This window comes from Kitasatospora sp. cg17-2, assembly GCF_054031055.1.
This window is the reverse complement of record NZ_CM132923.1, coordinates 5,048,388-5,066,400: the sequence shown is the minus strand read 5'-3', so window position 1 is coordinate 5,066,400 and position 18,013 is coordinate 5,048,388. Positions and strand designations below refer to the sequence as shown.

General features: G+C 72.8%; 16 protein-coding genes. 7 read left to right on the top strand and 9 right to left on the bottom strand.

The window, feature by feature from the left end; all coding sequences use genetic code 11:
* Positions 1 to 24 precede the first annotated feature (24 nt).
* From murJ to trxA, 6 genes are all read left to right on the top strand, one after another.
* The gene (gene murJ, locus ACW14Y_RS21460; RefSeq protein WP_456982975.1) at positions 25 to 2,559 is read left to right on the top strand and encodes a murein biosynthesis integral membrane protein MurJ; all 2,535 of its coding nucleotides are present in this window, start codon (positions 25 to 27) and stop codon (positions 2,557 to 2,559) included.
* Between the two features lie 231 nt (positions 2,560 to 2,790).
* Positions 2,791 to 4,842: a serine/threonine protein kinase gene (locus ACW14Y_RS21455; protein ID WP_456982973.1), complete on the top strand. Its 2,052-nt coding sequence runs from the start codon at positions 2,791 to 2,793 to the stop codon at positions 4,840 to 4,842.
* Positions 4,843 to 4,885: 43 nt separating this feature from the next.
* Positions 4,886 to 5,623, top strand: a complete 738-nt coding sequence (gene sigM, locus ACW14Y_RS21450; protein ID WP_380303744.1) for an RNA polymerase sigma factor SigM — start codon at positions 4,886 to 4,888, stop codon at positions 5,621 to 5,623.
* Complete coding sequence (locus ACW14Y_RS21445) at positions 5,620 to 6,612, top strand: anti-sigma factor family protein (RefSeq protein ID WP_456982971.1); 993 nt, start codon at positions 5,620 to 5,622, stop codon at positions 6,610 to 6,612. The genes sigM and ACW14Y_RS21445 overlap by 4 nt, the downstream gene beginning before the upstream one ends.
* Positions 6,613 to 6,785: 173 nt before the next feature.
* Positions 6,786 to 7,751, top strand: coding sequence for a thioredoxin-disulfide reductase (gene trxB / locus ACW14Y_RS21440; RefSeq protein WP_380303740.1), 966 nt, complete (start codon positions 6,786 to 6,788; stop codon positions 7,749 to 7,751).
* Between the two features lie 134 nt (positions 7,752 to 7,885).
* Positions 7,886 to 8,212: a thioredoxin gene (trxA, locus tag ACW14Y_RS21435; protein WP_045938899.1), complete on the top strand. Its 327-nt coding sequence runs from the start codon at positions 7,886 to 7,888 to the stop codon at positions 8,210 to 8,212.
* A 106-nt stretch (positions 8,213 to 8,318) separates the two neighbouring features.
* On the opposite strand, the gene ACW14Y_RS21430 is transcribed toward trxA, so the two are convergent.
* The 9 genes from ACW14Y_RS21430 to rpmH all read right to left on the bottom strand — a co-directional run bounded on the left by ACW14Y_RS21430 (position 8,319) and on the right by rpmH (position 15,145).
* Positions 8,319 to 8,936, bottom strand: a complete 618-nt coding sequence (locus tag ACW14Y_RS21430; RefSeq protein WP_456982968.1) for a GNAT family N-acetyltransferase — start codon at positions 8,934 to 8,936, stop codon at positions 8,319 to 8,321.
* 123 nt (positions 8,937 to 9,059) lie between these two features.
* Positions 9,060 to 10,130, bottom strand: a complete 1,071-nt coding sequence (locus tag ACW14Y_RS21425; protein ID WP_380303737.1) for a ParB/RepB/Spo0J family partition protein — start codon at positions 10,128 to 10,130, stop codon at positions 9,060 to 9,062.
* Positions 10,127 to 11,104, bottom strand: a complete 978-nt coding sequence (locus ACW14Y_RS21420) for a ParA family protein (protein ID WP_107084124.1) — start codon at positions 11,102 to 11,104, stop codon at positions 10,127 to 10,129. Before ACW14Y_RS21420 ends, ACW14Y_RS21425 begins: the two co-directional genes overlap by 4 nt.
* A gap of 268 nt (positions 11,105 to 11,372) precedes the next feature.
* The gene (gene rsmG / locus ACW14Y_RS21415) at positions 11,373 to 12,218 is read right to left on the bottom strand and encodes a 16S rRNA (guanine(527)-N(7))-methyltransferase RsmG (RefSeq protein ID WP_380303733.1); all 846 of its coding nucleotides are present in this window, start codon (positions 12,216 to 12,218) and stop codon (positions 11,373 to 11,375) included.
* 175 nt (positions 12,219 to 12,393) lie between these two features.
* Positions 12,394 to 12,930: a Jag family protein gene (locus tag ACW14Y_RS21410; RefSeq protein WP_266270620.1), complete on the bottom strand. Its 537-nt coding sequence runs from the start codon at positions 12,928 to 12,930 to the stop codon at positions 12,394 to 12,396.
* An 84-nt stretch (positions 12,931 to 13,014) separates the two neighbouring features.
* Positions 13,015 to 14,196, bottom strand: coding sequence for a membrane protein insertase YidC (gene yidC / locus ACW14Y_RS21405; RefSeq protein ID WP_380386588.1), 1,182 nt, complete (start codon positions 14,194 to 14,196; stop codon positions 13,015 to 13,017).
* Positions 14,193 to 14,564, bottom strand: coding sequence for a membrane protein insertion efficiency factor YidD (yidD, locus tag ACW14Y_RS21400; protein ID WP_380303728.1), 372 nt, complete (start codon positions 14,562 to 14,564; stop codon positions 14,193 to 14,195). The genes yidC and yidD overlap by 4 nt, the downstream gene beginning before the upstream one ends.
* Positions 14,561 to 14,989: a ribonuclease P protein component gene (rnpA, locus tag ACW14Y_RS21395; protein ID WP_093861213.1), complete on the bottom strand. Its 429-nt coding sequence runs from the start codon at positions 14,987 to 14,989 to the stop codon at positions 14,561 to 14,563. Before rnpA ends, yidD begins: the two co-directional genes overlap by 4 nt.
* A gap of 18 nt (positions 14,990 to 15,007) precedes the next feature.
* Positions 15,008 to 15,145 (bottom strand): 50S ribosomal protein L34, encoded by a 138-nt coding sequence (rpmH, locus tag ACW14Y_RS21390; protein ID WP_030392420.1) that lies wholly within the window; start codon positions 15,143 to 15,145, stop codon positions 15,008 to 15,010.
* Positions 15,146 to 15,498: 353 nt separating this feature from the next.
* Between rpmH and dnaA the strand changes: the two genes are divergently transcribed.
* Positions 15,499 to 17,412 (top strand): chromosomal replication initiator protein DnaA, encoded by a 1,914-nt coding sequence (dnaA, locus tag ACW14Y_RS21385; protein ID WP_380303725.1) that lies wholly within the window; start codon positions 15,499 to 15,501, stop codon positions 17,410 to 17,412.
* Positions 17,413 to 18,013 lie beyond the last annotated feature (601 nt).

The following is an 18,013-nucleotide window of genomic DNA, read 5'->3' as shown; positions in this document are numbered from 1 at the left end:
TCCCCACGACAGCGAAGAGGTGACATGACCGGGCGCAGCGAGGAGCGGCCTCCGGGCCGCGGAGAGGGCCGCCCCGGGGCCGAGTCGCCGTCCGGCGACTGGTACGTGGCCGACACCTACGCCCAGGACCCGTACGCGGCCGACGCGTACCGCGACGGTCCGGGCGAGCCGGACCCGTACGGTCTGCGGACCGCCCCGCCCGCCGCGCCGCAGCAGCCGGTGGCCGCGTACGACGTGCCGCCGCAGCTGCCGCCGCAGGGCGGCGACTACCCGGCGCCGGTGCCGCCGACGCCGTTCGGCCCGCCGGTGCCCCCGGTCCAGCCCGGCTGGGACACCCCCGCGGGGGCGGACTGGCGGGACGACCGGCCCCAGCAGCAGCACGTTCCGGCCGCCCCCGCGGCGGCGGTTCCCCCGGCCGAGGGCTGGGGCGGACAGCAGCAGCAGTGGCAGCCCGGACCGGCGCACTCCGCCTGGGACTCGGAGTCCACCGAGTACGTCGGGGTGGACTCGCTGTTCGGCGGCGCCCGGACCACGGCCGAGGCCCCGCGCCCGCCGGCCCAGGCGTCCCCCCAGCAGCACTCCGCCCAGCAGCACCCGGTGCAGCAGCCCGGCGCGCAGCCGCCGGCCGCCGCCGTCCCGCCCGCGCCGTTCCCCCCGGCCGGCGCGTACCCGGGACAGCACGCGCCGCAGCACGGGCCGCAGGCCCCGTACGGCCACGGCGGGCAGGACGGCGCCAGGCCGTTCGTCCCACCGATCGAGTTCGACCCGCCGCTCTCCGAGGAGGAGGCCACCCTCCAGGTGGCCGCGGTGCAGCTGCCGCCCGCCGTGGAGCCGCTCGCCGACCTCGCGGCCGAGGAGCACGCCCGCCCCGCGGACGCCGCTCCGGCCGCCCCCGCCGCGCAGCCCGCGGCCGGCGGCAAGATCGCCTCGGTGCTGAGCTCCAGCGCGATCATGGCGGCCGGCACCCTGGTCTCCCGGGGCACCGGCTTCCTGCGCACCATGGTGATCGCCGGCGCGATCGGCATCGCCGTGATGGGTGACTCCTACAACGCCGCCAACACCCTGCCGACCCTGCTCTACATCCTGATCGGCGGCGGCGCGCTGAACGCCGTCTTCGTGCCGCAGCTGGTCCGCAGCATGAAGAACGACGCGGACGGCGGCACCGCCTACGCCAACCGGCTGCTCACCCTGGTGATGGTCGGCCTGGCCGGCGTGGTCTTCCTGGCGGTGCTCGGGGCACCCGTGCTGGTCCAGCTGATCGCCCACCCGATGATGGAGAACCCGGCCCGCGCGGACACCACCGTGGCCCTGGCCCGGTACTGCCTGCCGACCATCTTCTTCATGGGCATCCATGTGGTGATGGGCCAGATCCTCAACGCCCGGGGCCGGTTCGGCGCGATGATGTGGACCCCGGTCCTCAACAACCTCGTGGTGATCTTCACCTTCGGCGCCTACATCTGGGTCTACGGCGGCTTCGACGGCACCCACGTCAAGCCGGAGACGATCAGCCCCGAGGGCGTCCGGCTGCTCGGCATCGGCACCCTGGTGGGCCTCGCCGTGCAGTCCCTGGCGATGATCCCGTACCTGCGGGCGGCCGGCTTCTCCTTCCGGCCGCGCTTCGACTGGCGCGGGCACGGCCTGGGCAAGGCCGCCCGGCTGGCCAAGTGGACGTTCTTCTTCGTCCTCGCCAACCAGGCCGGCTACCTGGTCATCACCCAGCTGGCCACCGCCGCCGGCGCCGACGCCGAAACGGGCGGCCACGGCGGCGTCGGCCTCGCGGCCTTCTCCAACGCGCTGCTGATCTGGCAGCTCCCGCAGGCCGTCATCACCGTCTCGATCATGAGCGCGGTCCTGCCCCGGCTGTCCCGCGCGGCCGCCGACGAGGACGCCGGCGCCGTCCGCGACGACATCTCCTACGGACTGCGCACCACCGCCGTCGCGGTCGTCCCGGCCGCGTTCCTCTTCCTGGCGCTCGGTCCGGCCATCGGCCAGTCCATCTACGCGGTGGGCGGCGGGGACACCGCCCTGGACAACGCGCGCAACGTCGGCCTGATGCTCTCCGCCTTCGCCCTCGGCCTGATCCCGTACTCGGCGCAGTACGTGATGCTCCGCGGCTTCTACGCCTACGAGGACACCCGCACCCCGTTCTCCAACACCGTGTGGGTGGCCGCCTGCCAGGCCGGCTTCTCGCTGCTCTGCTGGGTGCTGCTGCCCCCGGAGTGGACGGTCACCGGGATGGCGTTCGGCTACGGCCTCGCGTACGCCATCGGAGTGACGGTCGCCGTGCCCAAGCTGAAGAAGAAGATCGGCGGGCTGGACACCAAGCGGATCGGCAAGACCTACTCCCGCCTCACGACGGCCTCCGTCCCGGCCGCGGTGGTCGGTCTGGCCGTCAGCCTGGCGGTCACCAGGGTCGTCGGCGGCTGGGCCGGCGCGGTGCTGACGGTCGTCCTGGCCGGCGGACTCCAGCTGGCCGTCTTCGTGATCATCGCGAAGCGGCTGCGGATCGAGGAACTCAACGCCATGCTGGGTATGGTGCGCGGCCGACTGGGCCGCTGAACCGGGGTCGGGCCGCCACCGGGCCCCGGGTCGTCCCGGGACCGGCAGGGCGGCCCGACGTCGGATCTGCACCACATCTCTCCACCATCAGGCAACCGCGCGGACCTTTCGGCGGTCGTACCCGGTGGAGAACAGTGGGCACAATTGTCCTGGAGCACCGGAGTCACCCGCCGATGCGCTCCAACGACTCTCTCTCAGGCCCGGGGCGACACAAGGGGAGGCAGGACCACGGTGGCTGATGGCACCAAGGCGGTCGTCGACACATCGGCAGCTGACGGGGCGGCGGACGAGGCCGCGCTCGCGGCGGCGATCGACGAACTCGCCGACGGCACGGCCCGGGCCACCTCGGCCGGCTCCCCCGCGAAGAAGGACGGCGGCGGCACCGACAGCGGCGCGGCTGCCGGGACCACCGACGGCGAGACCCGGGCCGCGCGCCCGGCCGCTCCGACCGCGAGCACTCCGGCCGCTCCGACCGCGAGCACTCCGGCCGCTCCGGCCGCGAGCACCCCCGCCACGACCGCTCCGGCCCCGGGCGAGCCGACCCCGGAGACGACCGCCCCGCTGTCGGTCTCCGAGATCGCCGCCGAACTCGCCTCGGGCGACGCCGCCGCCACCCGAACCGAACCCGCCCCGGCCGCCGCCGCACCCGCCAAGCGCCCCCCGCGGGACCCGCAGCCGACCCACGACCCCCGGGACACCGCCACCCTGCCGCAGACCCTGCCCGCCCCGCAGCGGCGCAGCGGCGACATGATCGGCCACCGCTACCGGCTGGAGGAGTGCATCTCCTCCACCGAGACCTTCAGCAGCTGGCGCGCGGTCGACGAGAAGCTCCGCCGGGCGGTCGGCGTCCACCTGATGGCCTCCGGCCACCAGCGCGCCCGCAAGGTGCTCGCCGCCGCCAAGTCCGCCGCCCTGCTCGGCGACCCGCGCTTCGTCCAGGTCCTGGACGCCGTCCAGGAGGGCGAGCTGGTCTACGTGGTGCGGGAGTGGCTGCCGCACGCCTCCGACCTCGCCAAGCTGCTCGCCGACGGCCCGCTGGAGCCGCACGAGGCCTACCAGATGGTCCGCCAGGTCACCGACGCGGTGGCCGCCGCCCACCGGCGCGGCCAGGCCCATCTGCGGCTCACCCCGCGCTGCGTGCTGCGCACCGACAGCGGCCAGTACCGGATCAACGGCATCGCGGTGGACGCCGCGCTGCGCGGCCTCGGCGTCGAGGGCGGCGGGGAGGACGCCGAGCGCGTCGACACCCGGGCCATCGGCGCCCTGCTGTTCGCCGCCCTCACCCACCGCTGGCCCTACCCCGAGGACCGCTACGACCTCAAGGGCCTGCCCAGGAACCTCCGCGAGGTGGCGCCGGAGCAGGTCCGCGCCGGCGTCCACAAGGGCCTGTCCGAGCTGGCCGCCAGAGCCCTGCTCGACCACCCCCCGCACCACGCCGAACCGATCACCACCCCCGACGGACTGGCCCGCGCGATCGCCCTGATGCCGCGCATCCGCCCGCCCCAGCCCGAGCTGCCGGCCTTCACCAGCCCGCCGCGCCACAACACCCACGCGCTGCCGACCGCGCCCAACCCGACCCGGGTGGTCGCCGCCCCCGGCACCGCGCCGGCCCCGGTGGCCGCCCCGGTGCGGCGCAGCGGACGACGGCTGCGCACGGTGGTCAAGGTGACCGCGTCGGCGGTCGCCCTCGGCGCCATCGGCGTCGCCTCCTGGCAGCTGGTGGACAACCTGCGCACGGGGAGCACGGCCGTCGCCTCCCCCCAGGCCAGCTCCACCTCCGCCACCCCCACCGCCCACGCGGCCACCCACGACCCGGCTCCGATCCCGGTCAAGGATGCGGTGTCCTACAACCCGCTGGGCGAGAAGGCGGACGGCGCGGCCAGCCTGCCCAAGGCCATCGACGACGACCCGGCCAGCGAGTGGCAGACCAACTGGTACAACGACGCGTTCGGGTCCAAGCCCGGCACCAAGGAGGGCACCGGGCTGCTGCTCGACCTCGGCTCGGCGCAGACGGTCTCCAAGGTGACCCTCAAGTGGAGCACCGCCACCACGGCCGAGCTCCGGATGCCCGGCAAGAACGTCGGCAACGCGCAGACCGCCAAGCCGGGTGATTTCACCGTCCTGGGGAAGAAGGCCGGCACCGCGGTCGAGTACAACCTGGACAGCCCGGTCACCACCCGCTATCTCTTGATCTGGCTGACCAACCTGTCCAAGAATCCGGACGGCGGTCCCAACCCGGGCAAGTACCAGGCTTTCCTCGGCGACGTGAAGGTCTTCGGCTGACCCGCCGAGCGCGGTGGCGGGGTACGAACGACGAGGGGTGGACGTGGCGCAGGACGGACCGGAGCGGGCCGACGACGACGCGGCGCTCCTCGCCCGGCACGTCGGCGGCGACCGGGAGGCCTTCGGCCTGCTGGTGAACCGCCACCGGGACCGGCTCTGGGCCGTCGCCCTGCGCACCCTGGGCGACCGCGAGGAGGCCGCCGACGCCCTCCAGGACGCCCTGGTCTCCGCCTTCCGCTCCGCCCACACCTTCCAGGGCCGTTCGGCCGTCACGACCTGGCTGCACCGGATCGTGGTCAACGCCTGCCTGGACCGCGCCCGCCGGGCGGCCACCCGCCGGACCAAGCCGCTGGACGACGATCCGCAGCGGCTGGACGCCCTGGTCGGCTCGGCCGAACCGGCCGACTCCCCGGTGGTGCGCGCCGAGGTGCACCGCGAGCTGTCCGCCGCGCTCGCCGAGCTTCCGGTCGAGCAGCGGGCCGCGCTGGTCCTGGTCGACATGCAGGGCTATCCGGTCGCCGAGGCGGCCGAGCTGCTGGGGGTGCCGGTGGGTACGGTGAAGAGCCGCTGCGCCCGGGGCCGGGCCCGGCTGCTGCCGCTCGTCCGGCACCTGCGCGAGGAGCCGGGACCGGGTTCGCGGGGGAGCGGTGTTTCACGTGAAACACCGCCCTCGGACGACACCTCCCGACCGTCGGGGAACCCACCCGGCCGTCGCACCGTCACAGGAACAGCCCCCGATCCGGCCCGGCCGATTCTGGAAGGAGACGCGAGCACGCGATGACGGCACCGCCCTCCTCCCCCGACCCCACCGCCGGACCGCACCCCTCGGTCGACGAGCTGGCCGACCTCTCCGAGGACCTGCTCGCCCCCGCCGAGGCCGAGGCGCTCCGGGAGCACCTGGCCGGCTGCGCCGACTGCCGGGAGACCGTCGACGCGCTCACCGAGGTGCGGGACCTGCTCGGCGCGGCCGAGGCCCCGGCCCTGCCCTCCGACGTCGCCGCCCGGATCGACGCCGCCCTGGCGGCCGCCGCCGCAGCGCCCACGCCTGCCACCGCGCCCGCCGCGGCGCCGGCCGTGCCCGCCGCCCGACCCGCGCCCGGCACCCCGCCGAAGGCCCCTCCGGCCCGCCCCGCCGCCGGCACCGGCCCGGGACGCGCCCGGCGCGGGCGCCGGAGGGGCCTGCTGCTCGGCTCGGCCGCCGCGCTGCTCGTCCTCGGCCTCGGGGGCGCCTTCCTGTCCCTGTCCTCCTCCGGGCGGCAGGACCTCAGCGCCACCGCCGACGCGGCGGCCACCCCCGCCGCCGGCACGGCCGCCCCGGAGAGCTCCGCCGCCGGGGCCAGGACCGACCGTTCCCCCGACGGCACGGTCTACCGGGACGACCTGCTCGCCGCCCAGGTCGGGCAGCTGCTCGCCGCCTCCGGCACCGCCCGCCCGGTCAAGCCCTCCGCGGGCCCCGGATCGGGCCCCGGATCCGTCCCCGGTTCAGGGGCCGGTTCGGACCCCGCCACCGAGTCCTCGAAGGCCCCCGGGGCGACCGCCGTACCGCCCGCGGAGGGCGACCAGGGCCTCGTCGGCGGCAACCGTTCCACCCCGGCCTGCCCGCCGCCCAGCACCGCCGCCCTGCTGGCCACCGACCGGGGCAGCTACGCCGGCGCGGCCGCGGACCTCCTGGTGTACGCCCTGCCGGGCAGCCCCGGGCTGCTCGACGTCTACCTCCGCGCCCCGGACTGCGGACCGGTTCTGCGCCATCTGACCGTCCCCCGACCCTGACCGGTGGTTCCCGTGCGATCCATGCCCCGGGCCGCGCGACACTCCCACAGTGCGGTCGGCTGGTACTGATCCCCCTGGGAATGCGAGACACTGGTCAGTCGTTGTCCCGGGCGGCGGAGCAGGACCGCCCTCCCCGCAGCAAACGCGGGTCGCGATGCGAACCAGGAGATGCAGTGAGCGACGTCCGTAACGTGATCATCATCGGTTCCGGCCCCGCCGGTTACACCGCCGCCCTCTACACGGCCCGCGCCTCCCTCAAGCCCCTGGTCTTCGAGGGTGCCGTCACCGCCGGTGGCGCGCTGATGAACACCACCGAGGTCGAGAACTTCCCGGGCTTCCGGGACGGCATCATGGGTCCCGAGCTGATGGACAACATGCGGGCCCAGGCCGAGCGCTTCGGCGCCGAGCTGATCCCCGACGACATCGTCTCGGTCGACCTCACCGGCGACATCAAGACCGTCACCGACTCCGAGGGCAACGTCCACAAGGCCCGCGCGGTGATCGTCACCACCGGCTCCCAGCACCGCAAGCTGGAGCTTCCCAACGAGGACAAGCTGTCCGGCCGGGGCGTCTCCTGGTGCGCGACCTGCGACGGCTTCTTCTTCCGCGACCAGGACATCGCGGTGGTCGGCGGCGGCGACACCGCCCTGGAGGAGGCGACCTTCCTCTCCCGCTTCGCCCGCAGCGTCAAGGTGATCCACCGCCGGGACACCCTGCGCGCCTCCAAGGCGATGCAGGAGCGCGCCTTCGCCGACGAGAAGATCAGCTTCGAGTGGGACAGCGCGGTCGAGGCCATCCACGGCGACCCGAAGCTGACCGGTGTCACCCTGCGCGACACCACCACCGGCGAGCTGCGCGAGCTGCCCGTGACCGGCCTGTTCATCGCGATCGGCCACGACCCGCGCACCGAGCTCTTCAAGGGCCAGCTGGAGCTCGACGCCGAGGGCTACCTCAAGGTCGAGGCCCCCTCCACCCGCACCAACATCCCGGGTGTCTTCGCCGCCGGCGACGTCGTCGACCACACCTACCGCCAGGCCATCACCGCCTCCGGCACCGGCTGCTCCGCCGCCCTGGACGCCGAGCGCTACCTGGCCTCGCTGGCCGACCTGGAGGCCCAGGCCGCCACCGTCGCGGTCTGACCCGAAGCGATCCACCGTCCGGACGGGTGTGTTCCACGTGGAACACACCCGTCCCCGCCGGGACGAAACAGATCCGCCCCGTGCGGTGTTGTAGACCTGGCAGCCCCTCGCCCGCTTGACCCCTAGGAGTGACCGTGGCCGGCGCCACCACCACCGTGACCGACGCGACGTTCGATGCGGACGTCCTCAAGAGCGACAAGCCCGTTCTCGTCGACTTCTGGGCCGAATGGTGCGGCCCGTGCCGTCAGGTCGCCCCGGTCCTGGAGGAGATCGCGGCCGAGCACGGCGACAAGCTCACCATCGCCAAGCTCGACGTCGACGCGAACCAGCAGACCGCCGCGACGTACAACGTGATTTCCATCCCGACCCTGATCCTCTACAAGAACGGCGAGCCGGTGAAGCAGATCACCGGTGCCCGTCCGAAGGCCGCGCTGCTGCGCGAGCTGGACGGCCTGATCTAGGTCCGTCCCCCGGAACGCCACGAGGGCGGGACTCCCCACCGGGAGTCCCGCCCTCGTCCGTTGTCCCCGTCCCCCGGTGCCTCCGGCTCCGGGCCCGCGCGACCACTCAGAACGGCCGCAGCGCCGGTTCCTTCCGACCGCCGCCCAGCAGCCGCTCCAGCGCCCCCTCGACGTCCCCCCGCCAGGAGAGCGCGGTCCGCGCCTCCAGCCGCAGCCGCGGGTAGCGGTGGTGCGGGCGGACCGTCTTGAAGCCCACCGCCAGCAGGTGCTCGGTCGGCAGCACACAGCTGACCGGCTGCCGTCCCACCGCCCCGAAGGCCTCGATCGCCCGGAACCCCCGGCCCAGCAGGTCCTTGGCCACTGTCTGCACCAGCACCCGGCCGATCCCCTGCCGCTGGAAGCCCGGCAGCACCCGGCTGACCATCAGCTGGACCGCGTCCGAGGCCACCGGGCTGGTCGGGAAGGACTGCGAACGCGGCACGTACGCGGGCGGGGCGTAGAGCACGAACCCGGCCGGCTGCTCGTCCACGTAGACGACCCGGCCGCAGGACCCCCACTCCAGCAGCACCGCGGAGATCCACCCCTCCTTCTCCAGCTCGGGCTTGCCGGACTCCACCGCCGCCCGGCCGCTGACCGGGTCCAGCTCCCAGAACACACAGGAGCGACAGGTCGACGGCAGGTCCGCGAGGTTGTCCAGCGTCAACGGAACGATCCGGCGTCCCATGCCCCGCACCTCCTCGTCCACTCCACAGTCGAGCGTTCCCCCCGAATGCCGATGGGTGCATGTTTCACGTGAAACAGCGCCCACGTGGAACATGCACCCATCGCGTGCCGCGATCGGCCCGGCTCAGCCCTGCGACAGCCGCAGTCCGTCCTCACCGGGCGCGAGACTGTCCAGGATCCGGTTCAGGTCCTCCACGGAGCCGAACTCCAGCACCACCTTGCCCTTGCCGAGCTTGCCGGCGCGCTGCGAGACCTCGACCTTCACCCGGGTCTCGAAGCGGTCGGAGAGCCGGCTCGCCAGATCGTTGAAGGCCGGCGAGAGGATCTTCCCGGCCTTGGGCGCCTGGCGCTTGGGCCGCTCCTCCCGGTCCATCAGCGCGACGATCTCCTCGGTGGTCCGCACCGAGAGGCCCTCCGCGACGATCCGCTTGGCCAGCTCCTCCTGCCGCTCCGGGTCCGGCGCCCCCAGCAGTGCCCGGGCGTGGCCCGCGGAGAGCACCCCCGAGGCCACCCGCCGCTGGACCGCCGGCGGCAGCTTCAGCAGCCGCAGGGTGTTGGACACGTGCGAACGCGAGCGCCCGATCCGGTCCGCCAGCTCGTCATGGGTGCAGGAGAAGTCCCGCAGCAGCTGGTCGTAGGCGGCCGCCTCCTCCAGCGGGTTGAGCTCCGCCCGGTGCAGGTTCTCCAGCAGGGCGTCCAGCAGCAGCTTGTCGTCCTCGGTGGCCCGGACGATCGCCGGGATCTGCTCCAGCCCGGCCTCCCGGGAGGCCCGCCAGCGCCGCTCGCCCATGATGAGCTCGAAGCGCCCCGGGGCGGACTGGCGCACCACCACCGGCTGGAGCAGGCCCACCTCCTTGATCGAGGCGACCAGCTGGGCCAGCTTGTCCTCGTCGAACACCTCGCGCGGCTGACGCGGATTGGGGGTGATCGCGTCCAGCGGCAGCTCGGCGAAGTAGGCCCCCTCCACCCGGGCCAGCTCCGCCTCGGCGGCGGCCTGCTCCCGCAGGCTCTCCGCGGCGGCCTTGGCCGCCAGCGTGCCCCGGCCCGAGGGCAGCGTCGGCACCGCCGTGGGCGATGCCGCGCCGGGGACCACCGGGGCCGCGGGCTGCGCCGCGCCCCCGGCTCCTCCGGCTGTCGGGGCCACCGGGGAGATCAGCGCCCCGAGCCCTCGTCCCAGACCCCTGCGACCACTCACCGATTGCCCTCCGTCGTACCGTGCTGTGCCACCGGGGCGCCCTGCTGCCCCGAACCGTCCCGCTGCTGCCCCACCAACGAGCCGCCGCCCGCGGCGGACACCGCCCGCAGCGCCAGCTCCCGGGCGGCCTCCAGGTAGGAGAGCGCACCGGTGGAGCCGGGGTCGTAGGTGAGCACCGTCTGACCGTAGCTGGGCGCCTCCGAGATCCGGACCGAGCGCGGGATCGCGGTGTGCAGGACCTCCTGCGGGAAGTGCGTCCGCACCTCCTCCGCGACCTGGGCGGCCAGCCTGGTCCGGGCGTCGTACATGGTGAGCAGGATCGTGGAGACGTGCAGCGCCGGGTTGAGGTGCGCCCGGACCAGCTCGACGTTGCGCAGCAGCTGGCCGAGGCCCTCCAGCGCGTAGTACTCGCACTGGATCGGGATCAGCACCTCCTGGCCGGCGACCAGGGCGTTGACCGTCAGCAGGCCCAGCGAGGGCGGGCAGTCGATCAGGATGTAGTCCAGCGGCTGCTCGTACGCGGCGATGGCGCGCTGCAGCCGGCTCTCGCGGGCGACCAGCGACACCAGCTCGATCTCCGCGCCGGCCAGGTCGATGGTGGCGGGGACGCAGAACAGCCCCTCGACCTCGACCACCGGCTGGACCACGTCGGCCAGCGGCTTGCCCTCCACCAGTACGTCGTAGATCGAGGGCACCTCGGCGTGGTGGTCGATGCCGAGCGCGGTCGAGGCGTTGCCCTGCGGGTCGAGGTCGACCACCAGGACCCGCAGCCCGTGCATGGCCAGCGAGGCGGCGAGGTTGACGGTGGTGGTGGTCTTGCCCACCCCGCCCTTCTGGTTGGCCACCACCATCACCCGGGTGGTGGCCGGCCGGGGCAGTCCTTCGCCCGCTCGGCCGATGGCCTGGACCGCAGCCTGGGCGGCACGCGCGATGGGCGTGTCATCGATCTGGTCGATGGTCTCCGAGTCCTGCATGGGACTCAGTGTTTCACGTGAAACCGGAGCGGCAACAGTCACCGCCCGGCTGCGGGCGAGGATTCCCGAGAGCAGAGAGCGACGTTTCACGTGAAACACCATGCCCGCAATGTCGGAATTCTGACGATGCGACACTCCGGTGAACCTCTGGTCGTCCCGCCGGCCGCCCTCCCGTCACCGGAACGTCGGACGGGCTCGGCGAGGGCCGGGAACGACCACGGGCGGGTGGTCCGAGGACCACCCGCCCGTGTCGGGTCACACCCGGGTGTCAGCGGGGACGCCGCCGCGGGTTGCGGGTGCGGTCGCCGCCGCGGGTCGCGCCACCGGCACCGGCCCGGCCGGCCCTGGCCGCGGCCTTGGCCCGACGGGTCGCCGCCCGCACACCGCCCGGGCTCTCGCCGACCTTGACCTGGATCACCCGGGTCGAGGTCTCCAGGGTGCCGTCGCCGACCGAGATCACCGACCACTCCACCCCGCCGAGCTTCGCCAGCCCGGCCCGCGAGTCGGAGAGCTCCTGCTCCGCGCTGTCGCCCTTGAGCGCCAGCATCTGGCCGTACGGCTTCAGCAGCGGGAGGCCCCAGCCGGCCAGCCGCTCCAGCGGCGCCACCGCACGGGCGGTCACCACCTCCACCGCGACCTTGCCGACCATCTCCTCGGCCCGGCCGCGGAGCACGGTGACGTTCTCCAGACCGAGCTCGCGGACCACCTCCTCCAGGAAGGTGGTCCGGCGCAGCAGCGGCTCCAGCAGGGTCACCGAGACGTCCGGGCGGGCCAGCGCCACCGGGATGCCGGGCAGCCCGGCGCCGGAGCCGACGTCGCACAGCGTCGTCCCGGCCGGCAGCAGCTCGGCGAGCACGGCGCAGTTCAGCACGTGGCGGTCCCAGAGCCTGGGCACCTCGCGCGGGCCGATCAGCCCCCGGGTCACGCCCTCGGTCGCCAGCAGCTCGGTGTAGCGGACGGCGGCGTCGAACCGCTCGCCGAAGACCTCCCGGGCGACGGCCGGCGGAGCCGGCGGCGGCTCGACCGCCGGCCGCCCGCCCGCGGGCGCGCTCCCGGCGTCCGGACCACCGGCCCCCGACTCCGGCTCTCCGGCAGGCACGCTCTCCGTGTCCATCTCGACCTCTCCGCTCCCCGGATCCACCGACCCGCTCCTGCACCGTTTCACGTGAAACATCTCTCGCCGGGCCAGCGCCCCGCGAAGGGACGACGACCCCGCCCGCGCGTGGCGGACGGGGTCGGGTCCTGGTGTCGCATGCCGGCCGCCCTGGCGGCCGGCGGTCGCCCGGCCGTCAGGCCGGCAGCACGACCACGCAACGCTGGGGCTCCTCGCCCTCCGACTCACTGCGCAGACCGGCCGCGGCCACCGCGTCGTGGACGACCTTGCGCTCGAACGGGGTCATCGGACGCAGCTTGACCTGCTCCCCGGAGCTCTTCACCTGCTCCGCGGCCTGGGACCCGAGGGTCGCCAGCTCCGTGCGCTTGCGGGCCCGGAAGCCGGCGATGTCCAGCATGAGGCGGCTGCGCTCGCCGGTCTCCCGGTGGACGGCCAACCGGGTCAGCTCCTGCAGCGCCTCCAGCACCTCGCCGTCCTGGCCGACCAGCCGATGCAGGGCCCGGTCGTTGCCGTCGCTGACGATGGAGACCAGGGCCCGGTCGCCCTCGACGTCCATGTCGATGTCACCGTCGAGGTCGGCGATGTCGAGCAGACCCTCCAGGTAGTCCGCCGCGATGTCGCCCTCCTGCTCCAGGCGGACGACGATGTTCTCGTCGGCGCCGGGGGCGGCCTCGGCCTCGGCCTCGACGGCGGAGGTGGTGCCTTCCGTCACTGATGGACTCCTTCGGGGATGGGCCCGCTTGGTGGGCCGGTAACGAGGTTCAGGGGGCCGCGGAGGCGGTTCGGACCGGGCCGGTCACTTCTTCTTCGGCCGCTGCCCGCCGCGCTTGGGCTGCTGTCGGCCGCCCTGCTGACGGGTCCCGGCCGGCTTGGCGCCCGCCGGACGGGCCGCGGTCTGCTTGGCGGTACCGGCCGCACCGGTGCTCGCGGTGTCGGTCTGGTCCGCGGACGCCGAGTCCGTCGGCACCGAGTCCGCGGGCTGCTCGGCCGGGGCGTCCTTGGTGAGGCTCGCCGGCTGGCCGGCACCGTGCTGGCGCTGCGACTTGGTCTGCTTCCGCGGCTGCTGGCGGCGCACCTGCACCGACTCCTCCACCACGGCCTCGGCGGTGGCGGCCGACTTCTTCGCCGGCAGCAGGCCCCAGAGCGGACCCTGGATCACCGAGCCGTCCGGGTTCAGCCGGCCCTGCTTCTTCAGCCGGTCCTGACGCTCGTCCCAGGCCTTGCTGCCCGGCGTCGGGTTGTTGCGGATGACGATCAGCTGCTGGCCCATCGACCAGATGTTGGTGGTCAGCCAGTAGACCAGGACACCGACGGGGAAGTTGATGCCCATCACGGCGAACATGATCGGGAAGACGTACATCAGCATCTTCTGCTGCTGCATGAACGGCGTCTTCACCGTGAGGTCGATGTTCTTCGTCATCAGCTGGCGCTGGGTGATGAACTGCGAGAGCGACATCAGGATGATCATCACGGCGACGACGATCTTGACGCTGACCTCGCTGCTGCCGACGAAGGTCGCCGAGAGCGGGGCACCGAAGATGTGGGCCTGCTGGGCACTCTCCAGCAGGGTGCCGTCGATCACGCCGATCGGCTTGCCGTCGGCGACCTTGGCGAGCACGCCGTAGAGCGCGGTGAAGAACGGCGCCTGCACGATGATCGGAAGGCAGCTGGAGAACGGGTTGGTACCCGCCTCCTTGTACAGCTTCATCATCTCTTCGGACTGGCGCTGGCGGTCGTTCTTGTACCGCTCCTGGATGGCCTTCATCTTCGGCTGGATCGCCTGCATGGCCCGGGTCGCCTTGATCTGCTTCACGAAGAGCGGGATCAGGCAGATCCGGATGACGACCACCATCGAGGCGATGGCCAGACCCCAGGCCCAGCCACCGTTCGGATCGAAGACGTGGCTGTACAGCGAGTGGAACTGGACGATGATCCAGGACACCGCTGTGTACAAGGGGTTGAGGAAGGAGAAGGTCACCGGTCAGGCTCCTTGGACATTGGAATCGGCCCCACAGGGCCAATGGTCGCCGGGCCCTGTGGGTCCGGACCGGCGGGGGGCATGATCACCGGCTGGTCGGCGGCGGACCGGCCCTTCAGCCGGTCCCGCAGCCGGCGGTGCCACACCGGATGCTTGCGCGGCGGGACATGGTCGACCCCACCGGGCGTCCATGGATTGCAGCGCAGGATGCGCCACACGGTTAGTGCGCCGCCCTTCACCGCTCCGTGCGTCCGCACGGCCTCGAAGCCGTAGTGCGAGCAGGAGGGGTAGTAGCGGCACACCGGACCGAGCAGTGGGCTGATGGTCCACTGGTAGACCCTGATCAGACCCATCAGCAGGTACTTCATCGACCTGCTCCCGTCGGCGCCGAAACAGCATGCTCGGCCTTGAGCAGCCGTTTGAGCGCCGCGTCCAGGTCACGTTCGAGTTCCTGGTACGAGGCGGACGCGGCCGGAGGCAGCGCACGCACCACTATCAGGCTACCGGCGGGCAGCCGGGACAGACGATCACGCACAAGGTGCCGCAACCGGCGCTTGACCAGGTTGCGAGTGACCGCCGGGCCGACGGCCTTGCTCACGACGAAACCCGCACGCGCCGAAGGAGTCCCCTCGGCGACGTGCGGGCGGATGTCGCTGGTCCGGTCGGTGTGCTCCCCGGAACCGTCCTCTCTGGCGAGATGGACGACCAGCAGGGGCTTACCGGCCCGACGACCGCGTTTGACCGCGGTCGCGAAGTCCTGGCGCCGCCGCAGCCGATTCTCGGAGGGCAGCACAGCAGACTCTGGTGCGGATCAGGCGGACAGGCTGGTGCGGCCCTTGCCACGGCGGGCAGCCAGGATGGCGCGGCCGGCGCGGGTACGCATACGCAGTCGGAAGCCGTGGGTCTTCGCGCGACGACGGTTGTTCGGCTGGAAGGTGCGCTTGCTCACTCGGGGGCTCCTGAGGTGAATCGTAGGATGACGGGTGATCGCTTGGCCGTCACCGTGCGTCCGCGTGATCTCCCCGATTACGGAAATCCGGCCCATCACCCCAGTTCGGCTGGGGTTTGGGGCAATCCACGGCGCCCGTGCTGCGCGCCTTATGGAGCGGGTGGACCCGCGGACATGCGGCAGCGGCCATCGACAACTCGACCTGGTTACGGTACGCGGGACGGGGCACGAGGGTCAAACCAGCCGCCCGGGGGCGGTTTGCCCACAGCCTGTGGACAACGACTTGATCCCGCTCTGTTCGCTGACTACCGTTGCAGGACTTGTCTGGTTTGTTCATTGGAAAGCGTGCACCAGTGGCTGATGTCAACAGCGACCTAGTCCCGGTCTGGGCGAGGGTCGTAGAGCGGCTGGTCGGCGACCCGGACGTCGGGGAGATGGACAAGCAGTGGGTGGAACGCACCCAGCCGATGTGGATGATGCACGACACCGCGCTGCTGGCGGCCCCGAACGAGCGGGCCAAGCAGGTGCTGGAGGGACGGCTGCTGCCGCAGCTGACCGAGGCGCTCTCCCGCGAGCTGGGCCGCCCCGTGCGGATCGCCGTGATGGTCGACGCCAACGCGATGCCGACCATGCCCGCCCCCGCCGCCCAGGCGCCCGCGGAGCCGTACCCGAGCCCCTCGGGGCACGACGAGCCCGAGGAGCGCCACGGGCACGACGAGCGCCAGCGGCACGACAGCGGGCAGCGGCACGACGACCGGCACCGGCAGGACGACCGGGCGCGGCAGGACGAGCGGCACGGGCAGGACGAGGGCCACTACGGCGGCCCGGGCTACCCGCGCCCCTACGAGTCCGACTACGACCGGCCCCGCTACGACACCGGCGGCTACGAGCAGCGCCCCGCGCCCTACGGCGGCCCGGCGGCCGGCCCGGTCTGGCCCGGCTACCAGGAGCAGCAGCCCGGCTACCGCGAGCCCGACGAGCCGATGGACCGGCCCGCGCCGAGGGCCCTGCCGCCGTCCTCGACCACCCAGGGCGACCTCTTCGGCGGTGCCTACGGCCCCGGCCCCGGCGAGCACCCGCGGACCGCCGCCGGCCGACGCGGCCCGGGCGGCCGCCCCGCCGCGCGCCCCGCGGACAAGGCCCCGGCCGAGCGCGCCACCGACCGGCCCGCGGTGCCGGGGGTTCCCCCGCCGCCCGGCGCACCGCCCGCCGGCGGGTCCCGCAAGGACGAGCCGGCCGCGCGGCTGAACCCCAAGTACCTCTTCGACACCTTCGTCATCGGCGCCAGCAACCGCTTCGCGCACGCGGCGGCGGTGGCGGTCGCCGAGGCCCCGGCCAAGGCGTACAACCCGCTCTTCATCTACGGCGAGTCCGGGCTGGGCAAGACCCACCTGCTGCACGCCATCGGGCACTACTCGCGCAGCCTGTTCCCGGGCACCCGGGTGCGGTACGTGTCCTCGGAGGAGTTCACCAACGAGTTCATCAACTCGATCCGGGACGGCAAGGCGGACACCTTCCGCAGGCGCTACCGGGACATGGACATCCTGCTCGTGGACGACGTGCAGTTCCTGGCGAGCAAGGAGTCCACGCAGGAGGAGTTCTTCCACACCTTCAACACCCTGCACAACGCCAACAAGCAGATCGTGCTCTCCTCCGACCGGCCGCCGAAGCTGCTGACCACGCTGGAGGACCGGCTGCGCAACCGCTTCGAGTGGGGACTGATCACCGACGTCACCCCGCCGGAGCTGGAGACCCGGATCGCGATCCTGCGCAAGAAGGCGATCCAGGAGCAACTCAACGCCCCGGCCGACGTGCTGGAGTTCATCGCGTCCCGGATCACCCGGAACATCCGGGAGCTGGAGGGGGCCCTGATCCGGGTCACCGCCTTCGCCAACCTCAACCGGGCGCCGGTCGACCTGGAGCTGGCCGGGATCGTCCTCAAGGACCTCATCCCCGGCGGTGACGAGGACGCCGGACCGGAGATCACCGCCCAGGTGATCATGCAGCAGACCGCGGCCTACTTCGGCCTCGGCGTGGACGACCTCTGCGGATCCTCGCGCAGCCGCGTCCTGGTGACGGCCCGTCAGATCGCCATGTACCTCTGCCGCGAGCTGACCGACCTCTCGCTGCCGAAGATCGGCGCGCAGTTCGGCGGCCGCGACCACACCACGGTGATGCACGCGGACCGCAAGATCCGCTCGCTGATGGCGGAGCGGCGCTCGATCTACAACCAGGTCACCGAGCTCACCAACCGCATCAAGAGCTGACTTCGTCGCCCGTCCCCGGGATCGGGCGACGGGTGGCCGGAAAAGGGCGTCAGGAGCGATCCTGACGCCCTTTCGGCATATCCACAGGTGTGCGGCGCCGGTCGGCGGGGCAGGGATGCCGGAGACGGACGCTCCGCCAGTCCGGGGCCCGCGCCGAACATCTGACCAGGGATTCGAACGCCCGGGGTGCGCGAGGCCGAAATCCACAGGCAGGACGGGTTCTCCACTGTCCACAGGGCCGCCGGCCGGAAGTTATCCAGAATTCCTCCACAGGGCCGCCGCCGCTACGCTCTTCCGCGCAGGTCAGGTGCCTGTGGACTTGTGCACAACCGTTGTCCACAGGCTGTGGACAATTGGCGGCCCGTCACTGGGCCGTCCGGGTTGTCCACCGGTTGTCCCCAGGAAGAGGGAGGTTGTCCCCAGGTTGTCCACAGCTGTGTCCACAGTTCGACAACCTTCTGCGGGCGTTCATGCCCAGGTGTGAAAGGCGTCACGAAAAGTTGACCGGGGCCCGTGGATAACCGGGTCCGGATCTGGGGACGGAGCTGGGGATAACCTGTGGATACCCAGCGTGCCCTGTGGGTAACGCTCCGCCGTCCAC

What these genes read in the sequence shown, in the direction of transcription:
- murJ (WP_456982975.1), top strand. Translation starts at nt 25, where the DNA reads ATGACCGGGCGCAGCGAGGAGCGGCCTCCGGGCCGCGGAGAGGGCCGC.
- ACW14Y_RS21445 (WP_456982971.1), top strand. Translation starts at nt 5,620, where the DNA reads ATGACGGCACCGCCCTCCTCCCCCGACCCCACCGCCGGACCGCACCCC.
- ACW14Y_RS21430 (WP_456982968.1), bottom strand. Translation starts at nt 8,936, where the DNA reads ATGGGACGCCGGATCGTTCCGTTGACGCTGGACAACCTCGCGGACCTG.
- ACW14Y_RS21420 (WP_107084124.1), bottom strand. Translation starts at nt 11,104, where the DNA reads ATGCAGGACTCGGAGACCATCGACCAGATCGATGACACGCCCATCGCG.
- rsmG (WP_380303733.1), bottom strand. Translation starts at nt 12,218, where the DNA reads ATGGACACGGAGAGCGTGCCTGCCGGAGAGCCGGAGTCGGGGGCCGGT.
- yidD (WP_380303728.1), bottom strand. Translation starts at nt 14,564, where the DNA reads ATGAAGTACCTGCTGATGGGTCTGATCAGGGTCTACCAGTGGACCATC.